The following is a 17449-nucleotide window of genomic DNA, read 5'->3' on the forward strand; positions in this document are numbered from 1 at the left end:
GTCCGTGGTGGCCCACCGTCGTGCCGACGTCGTGGCGCATCCTGGTGTCCGGCTGTGTGCGGCCGACCCCTGTCGGTCACGAGAAGCGGGCCGATCCCCCTCGTGACTCCCGGCCTCACGGCCTCCCGGCCTCACGGCCTCCCGGCTCACGGCCTCCCGGCTCACGGCCTCCCGGCTCACGGCCTCCCGGCTCACGGCCTCCCGGCTCACGGCCTCCCGGCTCACGGCCTCCCGGCTCACGGACGCCGGGCGCGGCCCGCCTCGTCCTGGGCCAGCAGTGACAGCAGGGCCGCCACGCTCAGTCCCGCTTCGGCGGGATGGCGCAGCAGCCGGCCCGGCTCGATCCGGTAGATGTTGCTGCGCCCTTCCTTCGTGTGGGACAGATAGCCGTCCTGTTCCAGGTCGGCGATGATCTTCTGGACCGCACGCTCGGTGAGCCGGCAGTGCGCGGCGATGTCCCGGATGCGGGCGCTGTGGTTGTCCGCGATGACCGCCAGTACGCGGGCGTGGTTGGTCAGAAACGTCCATCCGCTGTGTGGCTCGGGTACTCCCTCCATGAGGTCATGTTATGTCCGAGCTTTCATGAACACAAAGGCCGGAACTTCATTTCGTGTATCTGTTGACGTATGACGGTCGGAGGGTGAGTCTTGAGGTGACATGTGAAGTGACCGAGGGAGGCGGTCATGCCGGAACCGGTATACGACGCGGATGCCGCAGGCGGGGACGCGAACACGGGTGCGGAGTCCCGCGACGCGCGCCTCGTCCGGGCGACGCCCGGGCCTGACATCACGGTCCGTACCGACGGGGAGCGGGTCGTCGTGGCGGTACGGGGCGAGCTCGACCTCGACTCGGTCGGGCCCCTCGGACGCGCCCTGGGCGCCGCACTCGAGGCGTCGGAGGACGGGATCGACCTGGAGCTGGACGGGGTCGTTTTCTGTGACTGCTCCGCCCTGAACGTGCTGCTCGGTGTGCGCGAGGAAGGTCTGCGGCAGGGCAGGACGGTCGTCCTGCGCTCGGTCGGCCCGGCGATGGAACGGCTGTTGACGCTGACCGGCACGGGGTCACTGTTCGGGGCCGCCCGCGGTCCCGGCGGCGCCCCCCGTGCCTCTGCCGACAGCACCGCCGAAGGCGTCACGGGCCGGGGGGCCGGGCGTACTTCTGGCGGCGTGCGCCCAGCCGGCCCGGCGGGCGAAGCATTCGACGGGAGCCCTCCGCCCCACCTGCGCATCGAACTCGTGCGACTGCGGCGCGCGGCGCGGACCCGCCCGGTGATCGACCTGGCCCGCGGCGTCCTCATGGCGTCCTTCGGTCTGAGCGCCGACGAGGCCTGGCGGGTCCTCGTCCTGGCCGCCCGGAACACCGACGGCACGGTACGGGGCCTCGCCCGGGACCTGGTCGGCGCCGTCCAGGAGAAGCCGTCGCCGGGCGCCCTGCCGGAAGCGGTGACCGCGGCGGTGGCCGAAGTCAGGTCGTAGGGGAGGGGTGCGCTCGCCGAGGCGCTGCGGCCGTCGCCGTGGTGGTCGCCGCGGCCGGTTCCACTGTCCGGAACGTTCTCGGGTAGAAATGGCTGACATGCGCGTCGACCATGATCCCGAAGCCCTGGGCGCGGGCGCCTTCTACCGGCTGCTCACCGCCGTCGTCGTACCCCGGCCGATCGCCTGGGTGTCGACCCTCGCGGCGGACGGCACCGCCAACCTCGCCCCGCACTCGTTCTTCACGGTGGCCTGCACCGACCCGCCGATCGTCCAGTTCACGTCCGTCGGACGGAAGGACTCGCTGCGCAACGTCGAGGCCACCGGCGAGTTCGTCGTCAATTTCGCACCCGAGAAGCTCCTCGGGCAGATCAACGCCACCGCCACCGACTTCCCCGCGCACGAGGGCGAGTTCGACGCGGTCGGTATCGAGCAGGAGGCCTCCCTGCGCGTGCGGCCGCCCCGCGTGGCGGACTCGCCCGTGGCCCTGGAGTGCCGCCTGCACTCCACCGTCGTCGTCGGCGACTGCACGCTGGTCCTCGGGGAGGTCGTGCACGCCGCCGTACACGAGGGCGTCGTCGTCGACGGCCGCCCCGACATCCGCCGGCTGCGGCCCCTCTCGAGGCTGGGCGGCAACGAGTGGGGAACGGTCGGCGAAATCCACGACCTGGCGCGCATCGCCTACCGCGACCGGCCGCCGTCCTGACCGGTACGCCCCTATGATCGCCGCATGACGAGACGGGTGACGAAGGGCCGCGGGGCCGACGGCTCCTGGTGTTCGCTGTGGTCGAGGAACTCGGCGTTGTCGATCGGCTCCGTCAACTCCTTCCTCTCCGTCGGCTCGGTGGGCAGTTCCCTGTCCGTCGCCTCTGTCGGCGGTTTCCTGTCCGTGGGGTCCGTAGGCTCCGCCCTGTCCGTCGTCTCCGTCGGCTCCTGGCTCAGTGCGGGCTCGGTGCTGAGCGCCCGTTCCACCGGTGCGGTGCTCGCCCGCGGTTCGCGCGGGACGGTGGCCGCGGCGGCGACGGTCGCCGGGCTGACGCTCGTGGCCTGCACGTGGAAGTACGGCCGCAGCCGCCCCGTTTCCTGAGCCGGCCGATGGCCGGCGGTTCCCTCGCGATCCGTGCGACGCGCCACGCGTGCGGGGACAGCCTGCGGGCGGCCCGGAAGCCCCGGCTGAAGCCCGGATGGGGAAGCCCGGATGGGCGAAGCCCCGGTGCCGGGATTCCCGAGGTTCCCGTCGACGCGGCCGTGACGTCGGCGTGCCCCTGTCCTCACCGCGAGGACCCCGAGGACCCCGAAATGTGATCACGACGTCCCGGTCCTCCCGGTCCTCCCGGTCCTCCCGGTCCTCCCGGTCCTCCCGGTCCTCCCGGTCCTCCCGGTCCTCCCGGTCCTCCCGGTTGAGCCGGGCGTCCCGGACGGGCCGGGTCGCCCGGAGCCGGTCCGCGCCGGCCGGCATCCGGTCGCGCAGGGCGTTGTCAGTGGCCGCCGCTAAGTTCGTGGGTGTCGCACCGCTCGGGTGCGACGGCCCCCCTTGTGCTGCGCCGAGTCGGCGTGTGCAGCCGCGTGCCGCAAAGGAGATGGTGTGTTCTCGGACCGGGAGAACTGGGAGAGGGCGAGCACGGCCCGGGTGGTGCCGCCCGCCCGGCCGCGCAAACTCGCCAAGGTCCCCTTCGTCGAACTGGCCGACGGACGCCTTCAGGGCGTCGTCTCCAGCGGCTCGGACATCGAGCGGGTGTACGTCTCGTCGGTCGCCGCCGGCACCTACGCCTTCGCGTGCAGCACCAACAACAACCGCCCCTGCGGCGGCGCGCGCGGCTCGTTCTGCCACCACATCCGTGCCCTGATCACCGAGGCCGTGCTGCAGTACGGCGTCGACCGCGTCGCCCGCTACCTGCGCGTGGAGCCCGCCGGCCCGGAGGCCGAAGCCGGCGCCCTCACCGTCGCGATGACCGGCGCCCGCCCGCCCCAGGCGGACGGCAAGGCGACGGCCGCCGCCGTCTTCAGCCGGTTCCTGCGCCACCTGGCCTATCTCGAACTCGCCCCGGTCACCGTGCCGCTGCCGGAACTGCAGTGGTTCCCGCCGACCCGCGCGCAGGCCGCCCCGGCAGCGACCGGGCACGGGCCCGACGCCGCGCAGGAGGCCCGAACCGGCCGTACCGCCGCACCCGTCGAGGGACTCGACGAGGCGCTGGCCGCGGTCGACGCCTTCGACCACACGCTCGCCGCCGGTCTGCTGCGCCCCCGCCCGGACCGGGTCGGCGGACTCGGCGCCCTCGCCCGCGCGGTCGCCGGCAGCCCGCTGGCCGCCCGCGTGGCGGAGGCGGCCGAGAAGGCCGCGGCGGGCTCCGCGAGCGAGGACCACCTCGTCGCCCTCGCGGCCGCCCGCACCGCCCTGCTCGGCTCCGTGCACGACGCCCTCGTCGTGAGCGCCGACGAGCTGAGCGGCCGCTTGCGCGAGGAGCCGACGCCCGTGGCCGCCGGCCCGCGCACGACGGTGAACCTGCTGGCGGCGGCGCGCACCTGGCTCGCGGACCTGGCCCGCACCGGCTGGCAGGGCATAGACCACGAACTGGCCGGCGGAGCCGCCCCGATCGTCTCGGCCATGCTGCCGGAACCCGGACTGCGCCGGTCGGCCACGCTGCTCGACGGATTCGCCGCCGAACTCGCCGCCTCCTGCCCCGGCGCCGCCCTGGCGCACGTCCCGGAGCGCCGCTGGGCCGACCTGTGGTCCCGCGCCCTGCTGCTGACCGTCCCCGGCGCGGCCGACACCCCCGTGTCCGGCACCGCCACCGGGCGGCTCCTGCCGCTCGGCGTCGACCTCCAGGAACACGCCACCGCCGCACAGGCCCAGGTCCACGCGGTCCTCGAACCGGCCGACGGCAGCGCGCCGCGGCTGGTCCGCGCGAGCGTCTCGGCGCCGAAGCCGGACACCGTCGTCGCGGCCGGCGTCTGGCAGCTGCTGCGGCCGCACCTCTCGCTGCTCACCGCCCTCGGCGAAGGCCGGTCGATGGAACTCGACGCCATGCCTCTCACCGAAGAGGGCGACCTCCTCTGGGACGACGCCCTGGCCCGTCCGGGCGACCCCGCCGACGCCCTCGCCACCGCGCGGGTCGTCCTGCCGACCGCCCTCGCGCCGCTCACCGCACCTCTGAACCGCCATCCCGCGCGCATCGCCGAGCCGGTGTTCCTGGAGGGCTACGACCGGCGGCAGGAGGGCGACGTCCTCACCTTCACCGTGGCCGGCCGCGACCTTCCCGTCGACACCGACCGCATTCCGGCCGCGGGACCGCTCACCCCCGAGGCCGTCGCCGGCTCCCGCGCCTGCGTGGGCCTGCTCCGCTGGGACGACGGGGGCCTGCGTCTTCAGCCGCTGGCCGTCGAGACCACCGTGCGCAGGAAGGCCGTCGCCCTGCACGCGGGCGCGTGGGCCGGCGGCACGGCCGACAAGGCCGGCGCTCGGGCCGAGAAGGCCGCCACCGACGCCGTGACCGTCCTGCGCGAACGGGCGGGAAGGCTGCTGCGGAAATGAGCGACGACATGCTGGAACCGGTCCCCGCGACGACTGCGGACCCCGAGAGCCCCGAGGTTTCCCCGATCCCCGACGACAACCGCCGGCAGGTGCTCTACTGGCGGCTGCTGGCCCGGCTCTTCGACTCCGAGGAGCAGATCGCCCTGGAGTCCGCGAGTCTCGCCGTCGTCGAGGACAGCGGCCTGCCGGCCGCCCTGCTGGACCCGCGGTCCTCCGTGGACTCCCTCGTCCAGCGTCACCCGGAACTCGCGGCGGAATTCGACGGGTTGATGGTCCCCGAAGCCGAAGCCGAAGCCGAAGCCGAAGCCGAAGCCGAGGTCGGGGCCGAAGCCGGAGACCGAGACGGAGACGGCGGTGACGACGGACGCGACCGTGCCGACGAGGTGCGGCGGGCCGCGCTCGTGTCCAAGGTGCTGCTGAACGTCTTCGCGACGGGCGCCGGAGCCGTCAGCGCCGAGCAGCTGTCACGCTGGCAGAGTGACGCCGGCTGGCTGGAGCGCGCCCTCGGATGCCGCCCGGGCGAGCTGCGCGGAGGCCGGGGCCCCGCCGCCGGCGGCCTCGTCCCCGGCATCGGTGCGGAACTGGCCGACGTGGAAGCAGACCTGGTGCAGCGCATGCATCTGCGCGAAGTGCTCGCCGACCCCGTCCTGGCAGCGCGGCTCACCCCGAGCATGTCGCTCATCGAGCAACTGCTCCGCGACAAGAACAACCTCTCCGGCGTCGCTCTGGCCAACGCCAAGGCGCTCATCCGCTGTTTCGTCGACGAGGTCGCCGACGTGCTGCGCACCCAGGTGGAGAAGTCCACGGCCGGCGCGATCGACCGCTCGGTGCCGCCCAAGCGCGTGTACCGCAACCTCGACCTCGACCGGACCGTCTGGAAGAACCTCACCAACTACAGCCCCGAAGAGGAACGCCTCTACGTCGACCGCCTCTACTACCGGCACACCGCCCGCAGAACGACACCGCAGCGGCTCGTCGTCGTCGTGGACCAGTCGGGCTCGATGCTCGACTCCATGGTCAACTGCACCATCCTGGCGTCGATCTTCGCCGGGCTGCCCAGGGTCGAGGTGCACCTGATCGCGTACGACACCCGCGCGATCGACCTCACCCCCTGGGTCCGTGAGCCGTTCGAGGTGCTGCTGCGCACCAAGCTCGGCGGCGGGAACGACGGCCCGGTCGCCATGGCCATGGCCCGTCCGAAGATCGCCGAGCCCAAGAACACCGTCATGGTGTGGATCTCGGACTTCTACGAGTTCGACCGCTCCCAGCCCCTGTTCGAGGGCATCGAGGAAGTCCACCGCTCCGGCGTCAAGTTCATCCCCGTCGGCTCGGTCACCAGCTTCGGCCGGCAAGAGGTCAACCCCTGGTTCCGGGAGCGGTTCAAGGCGCTCGGCACACCCGTGATCTCCGGCCGCATCGACAAGCTCGTCCACGAGCTCAAGACGTTCCTCACCTGACCCGCCCCCTTCGTTCCGAAAGGCCTGACGATGACCGACCTGCTGCGCGCCCCCGCCGAACTCAAGTACGCCGAGGAACTCGACTGGCTGGAGTCGATCGACGACAACCCCAAGCCGTTCTCCTGGCGGCTCTCGCCGAAGATGGTCCGGCTGTTCGTCCTCGGCTCCGAGCGCGCCGACGGCCTCGACCGGGAGATCGCCCAGAAGTGGTTCGGCGACCGCAGCTTCGTCGAGCGCTCCATCGTCACCCTCGCCTCCGACCGCGGCCTGCTCCTCATCGGCGACCCGGGCACCGGGAAGAGCTGGCTGGCCGAGCTGCTGTCGGCCGCGATCTCCCGCAACTCCACCCTGGTCGTGCAGGGCACCGCGGGCACCACCGAGGACCACATCAAGTACTCGTGGAACGTCTCCATGGTCATCGCCAAGGGTCAGTCGAGGGAGTCGATGATCCCCTCGCCGATCATGACCGCCATGGAGACCGGCGCGATCGGCCGCTTCGAAGAGCTCACCCGCTCCACCAGCGACGTCCAGGACGCGCTGATCTCGATCCTCTCCGAGAAGTACATCTCCGTCCCGGAGCTGGGCAGCGACCGGGACAGCGACAACATCGTGTTCGCCAAGCCCGGCTTCTCCGTCATCGCCACCGCCAACAGCCGCGACCGCGGCGTCAACGACCTGTCCTCGGCGCTCAAGCGCCGCTTCAACTTCGTCCGCATCCCCGTCGTCACCAACAAGAAGAGCGAGGCGGAGATCGTCCGCTTCCGCACCGAGGAGCTGCTGCGCCGCCACCGCATCGAGCTGGACGTCCCGCCGACCCTGCTCGACGTGCTGCTGCAGAGCTTCGCCGACCTGCGCGCCTCCTCGGCCGCCGCCGGCAGCGACGACGAGAAGCTGGAGTCCGCCCTGTCCACCGCCGAACAGATCGGCGTCCTCGAGGACGCCGTCCTGCACAGCAACTTCTTCGGCGAGCGCGCCCTCACCGCCCGCACCCTCGCCTCCTCCCTCGTCGGTTCGCTGGCCCGGCGCGCGCCCGAGGACCTCGCCATCCTCAACAAGTACCTGCATGGCGTCGTCGAACCGCGCAGCAAGGAGCAGGGCGGCTCCTGGCCCGAGTTCCTCGAGGGCGGCCGCGACGCCATCGCGACCCTGTCATGAGCGGCGCCTTCGACGCGCTGCGCGGTCAACTGCACGAGGCCGCCACGGCGTTCGCCGACGGCCCCGGAGCCCTGGAGGGCATCCTGCGGGGCATCGTCGACGACGTCGAGCGCGCCGTGCACGAGCCGCTGGAGATCTTCCCGGTCTGCCACCACTCGCCGGCCTCGGCGATCGCCATGGCGCGCCGGCTGCGCGAGAAGCAGCCGAAGGTCGTCTACCTCGAGCTGTGCGAGGACATGGCGCCGCTCCTCACCGAGTTGCGCAACTGCCGGCTGCCGGTGGCGGTGCAGTCGTTCGCCACCGAGATCGAGGGGTTCCCCGCCGACTGGTCGCCGCTGTCGGTGGTCGCGCCGGTCACCGAGGCCTCCGCCGAGTACCAGGCCATCGCCTACGCGCTCGACACGCCGGGCGTCGAACTGGTCCTCGTCGACCGCTCCTCCGACCACGTCTTCCAGTGGGAGACCGACTCCGGCGCCGTCCCCCTGGCCGAGGCCGGCGCCGAGGGGCCCGAGACACCGGAGCAGAGCGCCCTGCACGGTGACGCCGTCGGCGTGGAGATCGGCGACCTGCGCCCGCGCTTCGCCGAACTGGAGGAGCACCTGCTGCGTCACGGCCGGGTGCGGCACTGGTCGGAGTGGTGGCACCAGTACGTGGAACTGCCCCTCGGCGACAGCGACCACGACACCTACCGCCAGGTGATGCTGCTCATCGGCAGCCTCTTCCGGCGCCTCGCCCCCGGCGACCCCGGGAAGGTGCGGGTCGACGAGGACCGCGAACGGTACATGTGGACGCGGATGCGCGAGCACCTGGCCGTCACCGGCGCCGACCCCGCCGACTGCCTCTACGTCTGCGGCGCCTTCCACGCGGCCAGCCGCGTCGCCGAGTTCGGCGTGCACGGCAGCGACGGCTTCGTCATCAGCCCGCCCAGCGGCACCCGATGGCGGCACGGCCTCATCCCCTCCAGCCATGCGGCGATCGAGGCGCAGTTCGGCCTCGCGGCGGGCTCGGTGTCCATCGCCGCGGCCGAATGGGCGAAGAACGTCCGGCGCACCGGCGTCCGCCCCTACCGCCTGGACGGCCAGGCGGGCACGAAGAAGACCACCAGGAGGACCACGCAGCCGAAGAAGGCCCTGCCCGCCGCCCTGGAACCCGCACCCCCGCCCGCCGACCGGCTCAGCGGATTCCTCCGGCGCCCGCCCGCCCTCGACGCCCTCGACGAGGCCGAACTGCTCGGCTGGTCGGTGGAGATCGTGCGGGCCGCCCGCCGCAACGGCTACCTCGCCTCCACCGCCGACGCCATCGCCGTCTTCGAGACGTCCATCATGCTCGCCGGGATGCGCGACCGCGCCAAGCCCACCCCGTACGACTTCCAGGACGCGGCGGTCACCTGCATCGAGAAGGACGCCGTGCCGGGCCGGCGGGACGTCGGCCGGCTCGTCGAGATCATGATGGGCGGCGACCGCCTCGGCCAGGTCGGCTACGACGCGCTGCCACCGCTCGCCCGCGACGTGCACGACCGGCTCGCCCCGCTGAACCTCAGGCTCGAGCAGCGCGGAGTGCAGCGCGCCCTGCTCGACATCGCCTCCCAGCCGGACCTGGCGCACTGCTCCGACCTGCTGTGGATGCTGCGCCGGCTGCTGCCGCCGGGCGCCGCCCGGCCGATCATGGGCGAACGGCGGCTCGGCGAGCGCTCCCTCCAGGAGTCCTGGGACCTGGCGCTGGGCACCCATCAGCGCGCCCTCATCGAACTCGGCTACGAGGGCGTCAGCATCGAGCAGGTCCTCGAACAGCGGCTGCGCCGTGCCGCGTACGCCCCGCAGGCCACCGCCGCCCAGGTCCTCGAGGCCGTCGAGGACGCCACGCTCCACCTGCGCAGCCGCCGCCTCGCCGACGAACTGGGCACCCGCGCCCTGGAGGTGCTGGCCCACGAACGCTCCGTCGACGGGGCGCCGGAGGTGCTGCGCCGCGTCCGCCGGCTGCTGGCGTACCACCGCACCGCCGAACCGGTCCTGCCGCCCTGGATCGAGTCCTTCGTCACGACGGGATACGCGCACTACTGCACCCTGCTGCCGACGGCGTTCACCGACGAGGACGCGACCGTCCGACAGGTCGCCGCCATGCTGGGCTTCCTGTTCGGCATGGAGAGCCTCGCGCTGTCCCTCGGCTGCGACCGCGCCCAGCTGGAACTGGCCCTCGCCCAGTCCCACCCGACGGAGCCCGCGCGCACCGCACTGCTGTGGGCGGCGCAGACCCACCTGGGCACACTGCCGAGGCCGCGACTGCGGGCGCGCTGCGACGAGCTGCTCGGCAACCCGCTGGTGGTCCCCGCCTACCCCCGCTACCTCAGCGGGTTCGTGCACGCCCTGGAACCGGTGCCGGGCCTGGCCGACTTCGTCGTCGAGGCCGTGTCGAACGCGTTCGCCCGCCTCCCCGACCGGGTGCTGCTGCCCTGGCTGCCGACGCTCATCACCACACTGCGCGCCGGCGGAGCCGAGCTGGCGCCACTGCTGATCCGCGAGGCCGGCCGGGTCTTCCCCGCCCGGCTGCCGGAACTGGACGCCTGGGTGCCGCCGTGGCGGCTGCCGCAGGAACCGGCCGGTGTGCGTCCGCGGGCCGGCGAGGAGGCCGCGGGCGGCGGCGTGCCGCTCCTGGCCGCCCACCCGGCGGCCTGTGACGCCCTGGCGGACCTGCTGGGCTGTGACGGGGAGTGGGAGACCGCGGGGCCCGACCCGTCCGGAGCGGTCCTCCTCGGCCGCCACCCGGTCACCGCCGCCGCGCTGGAGGCGCTGCTGGCCGTCACCTGAGAGGCAGGGACGACGTCACCAGAGCGCGGATGGCGGAGACGGCCAACGCCGGGTTGGCGGCGGCATGGTGGACCAGCTCCTCGTCGTCGAGGAGCTGCGTCAGCCGGGGCCCGGGGAGGTTCGGGTGGCGGGCGAAGGCGGCCCGCACGGCCGGGTCGGGGTCCCGGGTGAGCCGCTCCACGGTGTGCGCGGCGGTCTCGGGATCGCGGGCGGCCAGGCGGCGGACGGCCGGGTCCGCGTCGTCGGCGTGCACGGCGAGGCCCTCGCTCGGGAAGCCCGGCCGCGTCAGGAGACGCTCGCGTTCGTCGCCTGCGTACTCGAGGAAGCAGCGCAGCAGCAGGCCCGCCGGGGGGTTCGGGTGGTTCTGGGCCAGCAGCACCCGGACGCCGAGGTCGTCGTCGGCGGCCAGCAGGGCGACCAGGTCCGAAGGCAGCGTGCGCTCCTTCGCGGCGGCCCGTCGGAGCAGCGGGTGGCCGGAGAGCGCGTCCCGGCGGACGGCCTCGGCGTCCCGCGGCGTCGCGAAGCAGGGGTGGAAGCCGAAGTCGCCGTGCTGGGAGACCTGGTAGTCGATGGCGGACCGTTCCCGCTCGCTCCAGGCGGGGTGGACGGAGACGGACAGGCGGACGCGGGCATCGGCGTCCGCGGCGAGGGCGGCGCGCTCGTCGGGGCCGAGGTCGGGGTGCCGGGCGATCGTCCGGCGTACCGCGGGGTCGGGGTCCTCGACGAGGGCGCGGCGTTCGGCGGACCCGAGGTCCCGTCGGCTCGCGACCTCCCGCCGGACCTCCGGATCCGCGTCGCAGGACAGCAGGGCCACGACGTCGGGCGGAAGACTGGGGTTCCTCGCGATCATCCACCGGTCGTCGGGGCCGGCCGGCGCGGTGAGGACGCCGTCCACCACGGCTCTGCTGAGCGCGCGGTGGAGCAGGGCGTCCGTGCGGCCGTGGCAGGAGTGCGGAGGCAGGACGCTCTCCACCCACGCCGGATCCTCCTCCCGCGCGTTGCGCTCGGCTCTCTCCCGCACCTCGTCGTCGGGGTCGGCCAGCAGGGCGGCCCTCGTCCGGGCGGGGAGGGAGCTCCACTGGCCGGTTCCCCAGAGACGGACCTTCGCCACCGGGTGTGTGGGCATGGCCCGTTGCAACCCGGCGGATATCTGCCGGTAGAAGGAGCCGCCGAGGAGCTCGTTCTCATAGGTGGTGATCATGTACACGACTGCGTCGTCGGGCAGCGGTGCGACGTCGTCGGGACGGGTCACCCGTGGCCCCTCGGCGAGGTGGCCGCGGACGATCCAGTCCGGGTCCGTCAGCAGGCGGGCCCGTGTGCGCGGGTCGGCATGGGGGTTGCGGGCGAAGAAGCTGCGCGTGTACGCGTCGGGATGCTCGACGACGGCGTCCACGACGGCGTCGGGCAGGACCCGGTCCCCGCACAGCACCATCCGTACCGCGAGCGGCGCGTCCGCCAGCAGCCGCAGCAGCAGGTCGATGGGCGTGGACGGATTGAGCGCGAGTCCGGCCAGTCGCCGGGTCGGCAGATCGGCCGCGGCCCAGATCTCGTCGGGCGTGCGCATGTGAGGGTCCCCCTGCAAAGGCATGGGCCCCCTGCGGTGGCAGGGGGCCCATGACCCTAACCGTCCGGCACGACGACGTGCCAGGCGTTTCTCTAGCGGTGCCGCAGTCCGACCGTCACGACGCCGGCGACCCTCGTCATGATGCCGGTGTCGTAGGTGACCTTCCCGTCGGACGTCTTCCAGATCCTGATGTGGAAGGTGTCCGGGCCGTCCGTGACGGTGACACGGAAGCGGTAGCCGCTCTTGCCGTTGACCGTGCCGGAGCCCTCCAGGACGGCCCGGTTGCCGGTCACGACGAGCCAGTCGAGGTGAGCGGACCGGAACTTTGTGAGAGGCGACCGCAGGTCGAGCGTGACCACTCCGGCCGGGGCCGAGGCTCCCGGCAGGTAGCCGGCCGACAGGGAGAACTTCGGCTTGCCTCGGGACGCGGACAGGCCCGCGCCCACCGCCGGACCGGCGGCCCGGTCGTACACGACCAGTTCGGGCAGCGTCGTGGTGGCCTTGCCGCCGTCGTCGTCGGTGACGGTGATCACCGGGCGGCGCAGACCGGCCGAGGTGTAGGTGTGCTCGGTCCGGCAGCCGGACGCCGTGACGGCGCCCTTCGCCGGCCTGCTGCCGTCCTTCCAGTCGATCACGCAGGTGTGCGTGTCACGGGCGCCCGCGTCGGCGAACTTGACGGTGACGACCGCCGGCCGGCCGACCGACACCGGGGACTTGGGTCCGGTGGCGGAGGTGATCGAGGGAGCCGCGTTCGTCACGGCGACCACGGCCGTGTCGGTGCTGCGTCCGGCGGTCAGGGTGAGGGTGAACGTGCCGTTGTCGGTGCAGGTGACCGTGGTCCGGGTGGCCGCCGGGTCGGCGACCGTGCAGGGCGCGCCCTGTTCGACCGTCCACTTCGGGCTGCCCGCCCCGGAGAGCGTGCCGTTCAGGGCGATCCGGTCGCCCTCCACGCCCTTGGCGTCCGGACCGGCGTGCACGACGCCGACCGGGTCGATGCTCGTGAGCGTGGGCACGACCTTCTTGATCAGTTTGTCGGCGTCGAACTCCAGCCTGTCGACGGTGGTCTCGCGGTGCATGCCGTCGCCGCCGGGGATCGCGAACCGGTGGTAGGCGATGTACCAGTCGTCGGTGCCGGGCACGTTCACTACCGAGTGGTGGCCGGTCCCGAGGATGCCCTGGGAGGCGTCCTTCTCCAGGATCACGCCCTGCTTGGTCCACGGGCCGGTGGGCGAGTCTCCGGTGGCGTAGGCGACCCGGTAGTTCTCGTCGCGGGTGTCGTTCTCCGACCACATGAAGTAGTAGACGCCCTTGCGCTTGATGACGAAGGCGCCCTCGTTGTAGCCGCTCGGGGTGATGTCCTCGACCTTCGCGGTGTCGATCGAGGTCATGTCGGCGTTCAGCGGGACGACGTACCCGTGGCCGTTGCCGAAGTACAGGTACGACTGGCCGTCGTCGTCGGTGAAGGCCGCCGGGTCGATCATCTGGCCGGGGAACTGGCCCGCCTTCAGCAGCGGCTTGCCGAGGGCGTCCTTGAAGGGGCCGGTGGGGGAGTCGGAGACGGCGACGCCGATGTTGGCGTCGGCGCAGAAGTAGAAGTAGTACTTACCGTTCTTCTCGGCGATGGTGGGCGCCCAGGCCCTGCTGTCCGCCCAGCTCACGTCGGGGCCGAGGTCGAGGATGACGCCGTGGTCCGTCCAGTGCACCAGGTCGGTGGAGGAGTATGCCTTGAACTGCGTGCCGCTCCAGCCCTCGAAGCCGTCGGTGGTCGGGTACATGTAGAACGTGTCGCCGAAGCGGACGATGTTCGGGTCGGCGTTCAGCCCCGGCAGGACCGGGCTCCTCATGATGAGCGCGGACACCGTCCAGGTGCGCTTCTTGCCGTCGGAGCCGGTCACCTCGTAGGTCTGCGGCTTGGTGAAGTCGCGCAGGGCGCCGGAGGCCGGGGTGATGCCCGCGCCGTGGGCCAGGGTGAACTGCGGCGCCAGCGCGGTGATGTCGCTGCCCTCGGTCAGCGGCAGGACGATCGTGCTGTTCTTGTCGTTGATCAGCGCGTCCACCTTGAGAGCCGGGTGGGTCGCCGCCGCGATGCCGGTGGTGTTGCCGGCGAGCTCCAGGACCTCGGCGGGCGTCAGGGCCCGGTTGTAGATCCGGAAGTCGTCGACCTCGCCCGCGAAGTACGGGTCCGGCGAGTACAGGGACTTGCCGATGTAGCCCGAGGCGTCCTTCGCGGCGTCGTACAGCTCGGACGGCTTGACGGTGACGCCGTTCACGCGGGCGACTTCGGCGCCGTCCACGTAGAGGACCGCCGTCTGGGTCGCGCCGTCCAGGGTGACGGTGAGGTGCTTCCACTCGCCCGGCGTGAGCTGCGCGCCGCCGATCATCTGCTTCTCACCGGACCAGGTGGCCTTGGTGATCGCGGAGAACAGCTTGCCGCTGCCGTTGGAGGGAGTGGCGAAGAGGTACTTGTTGCTGTCGGGGCCGAGCCCGAACAGCCACTGGAAGTTGTCGCCGCCCTTCCACTTGACGTACGTGGAGACGGTGACGCTGTCGACGTTCTTGAGCACTCCGTTCGGAATCTTCACGTACGGCGAGTCGGAGGTGCTGGAGCCGCCGGACATCTTGAACGAGCCGCCGTCGACGCCGGTCCCGAAGGCGGGCGTACGGACGTAGGTGCCGTGGAAGCCGTGGCCGCTGGAGTCACGGACGATGTTGCCGCCGCTCTCGTCGAAGCCGTAGTGCAGGAGCAGGTCCGCGGGGACGTCCGGGCCCTCGGCGGAGACCGTGACGTCGGCGTGGACCTCGATCGCCGCGTCGCCCGGCAGGTCGCCCTTCACCGCGAACGAGCCGGCCTGCGCGTACTGCGAGGCGTCGATGTCCGCCCAGGTGACGGTGACGGGCCGCTTCGCGCCGTCGGCGTACGTGGCGATCACGGTGGCCGGCAGCACCGGCGCCTCACCGATCCGCGTCTTCACCGACACGTCCTCGACGCCGGTGACGATCTGGTCCGGCTGGTAGGCGCGCAGCAGCCGGTCGTACTCGGCCTGGGTGACCGGCAGCACCGTTCCGTGGCGCGGCTTCGACGGCAGGTCGTAGCCGGTGGACGGTGTCCAGTTGCCCCCGGCGAGGTCCTTCGTCTCGAACGGGATGTAGCCGCGGCCGCCGAACTCGTCGAGGAAGGCGTACCACTTCTCCTCGGTGTTGGACTTGAACACCAGCGGCCCCTCCGCCGCGTTCATCGCGCCCTTGCCGATGCCCTCGGCGACCGCGGTCCAGGAGAGGTTCAGCAGCGAGTTGCTCTTCTCCTCGAAGACGAACTTGCTGTTGGGGGTGGAGGAGGTGTTGTTGCGCTCGTCCTTCGACAGGCGGAAGTACGTGCCGTCGTGCTGGATGACCGTGGAGTCGATGACCGAGTAGCCGCGGTCGATCCAGACCTTGGGCTCGCTGAAGGTGTAGAAGTCACGGGTGGTGGCGTACATCATCCGGTTGTAGGTGTCGCCGGAGTGCGAGGCGTTGTCGTACAGCTTCGACGCCCAGAACACCACGTACTGGCCGAGCTGGGAGTCGTAGTACGCCTCCGGCGCCCAGGTGTTGCCGGCGCTGTCCGGGGAGACCTTCACCAGGCGCTGGTTCGTCCAGTGCACGAGGTCGGTGGACTCCCACACCATGATGGACTTGCTGCCGGAGCGCTGCGAGCGGTCCCAGTCGCCGTTGCCGTAGATCCTCAGGTCGGTGGCGATCTGGTAGAACTTGTCGCCCTCGGGGGAGCGGATGATGAACGGGTCGCGCAGGCCCTTCTCACCGAGCGTGGAGGTCAGGACGGGCTTGCCGTCGTTCAGCTCACGCCACTTCAGCGGGTCGTTGCCCTTGCTGAGAGCCGCGTAGAGCTGCTCGCCGTCCGCGGTGCCCTCGCCGGTGAAGTAGCTGAACATGTAGCCCTTGAGGGCTTCCTTCACGGGGAGTTCGGGGACCTTCGCGGTGAATGTGCGGGTCGTCTTCGCGTCGCCCTTGGCGACGGTCGCGGTCAGGTCGGCCGTGGTGGCGCCGGCGCCGTGCGCGGGGCGGTGCACCACGCCGTCGGCGGAGACGACGTCCTCCTCGGCGGAGGACCAGGTCACGGTGGTGCCGAACGCGCCCGTCGCGGGAAGGGTGAGGTTGCCGCGGGCGTCGTCCAGGTTGTGGACGGTGAGGGCCTCGGCGGCCTGCTCGGTGGCGGCCTTGTCGTCGAGGGTCGGCAGGACGGTGACGTCGAAGGTCCGGGTGGCGGAGACCGAGCCCTTCTTCAGCGTCGCGGTGAGCGTGGCGTGCCCGTCGGGCTGGCCCGCGGCCGGCCGGGTCACCTTGCCCGCGTCGGTCACCACGTCGGTGTGGTCGCTGGACCAGGTGATCGTGGACCCGCCGGCCGGGCCGGTCTTCGGCAGGGTCAGATCGGCGGTGACGGCGCTCGTGTCGCCGAGCGTCAGGGCGGCCTTGTCGTCCGCGACGCCCTGGGTGGCGACGGGCAGGGAGAGCTGCTCGACCTCGCCGGCGTCCAGTGCGCGGTTGTACACGCGGAAGTCGCGCATGCTGCCCTTGAACAGTCGGTCGCCCGAGTAGACGGACTTGCCGATGGCGTTGGCGGTGGTCGTGCCCGAACCGATCGCGCCGGGGGTGATGGTCACCGACGTGTTGCGGGCGACCTCGACGCCGTCCTCGTACAGCACGCCCGTGGTCCCGGACTGGGTGTAGGTGAGGTGCTTCCACACGGCGCGCGTCAGGTTGTGGGAGTCGGCCGGCTTGGTGTTCTGCTCGGTCGACCAGTTGCCGGTCGCGATCGAGGTGCGCAGGGAGTTGCCCGTGGTGAACAGGTAACCGTTGCCGTTGCCCCCGCTGGTGTTGCCGAAACCGTAGAGGAAGTACGGCGTGGCCTGGGCCGCGTCCATCTTCACGTCCATCGCGACGCTGATCGACGTCATGCCCTTCATCACGTCGTTCGGCACCTTGACGTAGGTGTCCGAGCCGTTGAAGGAGAGGCCCTGGCCGGACGAGGAGAAGTCGGCGGTCCCGTTGACCGTGCCGTTCAGTCCGTGGCCGGAGGCGTCGGTGACCGTGGTGCCGGAGGCGCCGTCGAACTTGTACCAGAGGGCCAGGCCCTCCGTGACATCGGCGGCCTCCGTCGCCTGGACCGGAGTCGTGGCCACGGCCAGGCCCGCGATCAGGGAGACGGCGGTCAGTGCGGCCAGTCGTCCCGCCCCGCGCCCTGCCCGTCCTCGGAGTCGATGTCTGTGCGCCATGGGCGGACCGCCGTTTCAAACGTGTGACGTGATGTTGCTGGAGTGTCAAACGGTGTGCATGGCCGCGTCAAGACTTACCGAACGATGTCCGACAGGTCGAACGGCTGGAGTGTCGTCCAGGGGCTCGCGCGGAGTGCCGGTGTGCGGACTCCGCCCGGGTGGTGAGCGCCCCCACCGGCGCGGCAAGGCCTGCGG

Annotated in this window: 10 protein-coding genes and 1 pseudogene; 8 read left to right on the forward strand and 3 right to left on the reverse strand. The window is 71.9% G+C overall.

Annotated features, from left to right (window positions below; genetic code table 11):
- Positions 1-236 precede the first annotated feature (236 nt).
- A complete protein-coding gene (locus tag QF032_RS36545; protein WP_307048655.1) occupies positions 237-557 on the reverse strand; it encodes a helix-turn-helix transcriptional regulator in 321 nt (106 codons plus the stop codon).
- A 126-nt stretch (positions 558-683) separates the two neighbouring features.
- Between QF032_RS36545 and QF032_RS36550 the strand changes: the two genes are divergently transcribed.
- The 8 genes and pseudogenes from QF032_RS36550 (at position 684) to QF032_RS36585 (ending at position 10420) form a co-directional block, all read left to right on the forward strand.
- A complete protein-coding gene (locus tag QF032_RS36550) occupies positions 684-1475 on the forward strand; it encodes an ANTAR domain-containing protein (protein WP_307059432.1) in 792 nt (263 codons plus the stop codon).
- A gap of 97 nt (positions 1476-1572) precedes the next feature.
- Positions 1573-2178, forward strand: coding sequence for a flavin reductase family protein (locus tag QF032_RS36555; RefSeq protein ID WP_307059434.1), 606 nt, complete (start codon positions 1573-1575; stop codon positions 2176-2178).
- A 24-nt stretch (positions 2179-2202) separates the two neighbouring features.
- Positions 2203-2559 (forward strand): hypothetical protein, encoded by a 357-nt coding sequence (locus QF032_RS36560; RefSeq protein WP_307048659.1) that lies wholly within the window; start codon positions 2203-2205, stop codon positions 2557-2559.
- Positions 2560-3102: 543 nt separating this feature from the next.
- Positions 3103-3573 (forward strand): annotated as a pseudogene (locus QF032_RS36565) (hypothetical protein); the annotation flags it as partial.
- A 90-nt stretch (positions 3574-3663) separates the two neighbouring features.
- The gene (locus QF032_RS36570) at positions 3664-5004 is read left to right on the forward strand and encodes a hypothetical protein (protein ID WP_307060510.1); all 1341 of its coding nucleotides are present in this window, start codon (positions 3664-3666) and stop codon (positions 5002-5004) included.
- An 8-nt stretch (positions 5005-5012) separates the two neighbouring features.
- The gene (locus tag QF032_RS36575; protein ID WP_307060511.1) at positions 5013-6461 is read left to right on the forward strand and encodes a VWA domain-containing protein; all 1449 of its coding nucleotides are present in this window, start codon (positions 5013-5015) and stop codon (positions 6459-6461) included.
- Positions 6462-6491: 30 nt separating this feature from the next.
- Entirely contained in the window at positions 6492-7616 is a 1125-nt protein-coding gene (locus QF032_RS36580; RefSeq protein ID WP_307048660.1) for an ATP-binding protein, read from the forward strand.
- On the forward strand, positions 7613-10420 hold the full coding sequence (locus QF032_RS36585) for a DUF5682 family protein (RefSeq protein ID WP_307059436.1): 2808 nt from the start codon (positions 7613-7615) through the stop codon (positions 10418-10420). Before QF032_RS36580 ends, QF032_RS36585 begins: the two co-directional genes overlap by 4 nt.
- Here QF032_RS36585 and QF032_RS36590 read toward each other — a convergent pair.
- Both QF032_RS36590 and QF032_RS36595 read right to left on the reverse strand, forming a co-directional pair.
- Entirely contained in the window at positions 10413-11984 is a 1572-nt protein-coding gene (locus QF032_RS36590; protein ID WP_307059438.1) for a hypothetical protein, read from the reverse strand. The genes QF032_RS36585 and QF032_RS36590 overlap by 8 nt on opposite strands.
- 92 nt (positions 11985-12076) lie before the next feature.
- Positions 12077-17254, reverse strand: coding sequence for a family 43 glycosylhydrolase (locus QF032_RS36595; RefSeq protein ID WP_307059439.1), 5178 nt, complete (start codon positions 17252-17254; stop codon positions 12077-12079).
- Positions 17255-17449: the final 195 nt, after the last annotated feature.

The sequence above is a fragment of the Streptomyces achromogenes genome (assembly GCF_030816715.1).
In the GTDB taxonomy this organism is placed as follows: domain Bacteria; phylum Actinomycetota; class Actinomycetes; order Streptomycetales; family Streptomycetaceae; genus Streptomyces; species Streptomyces achromogenes_A.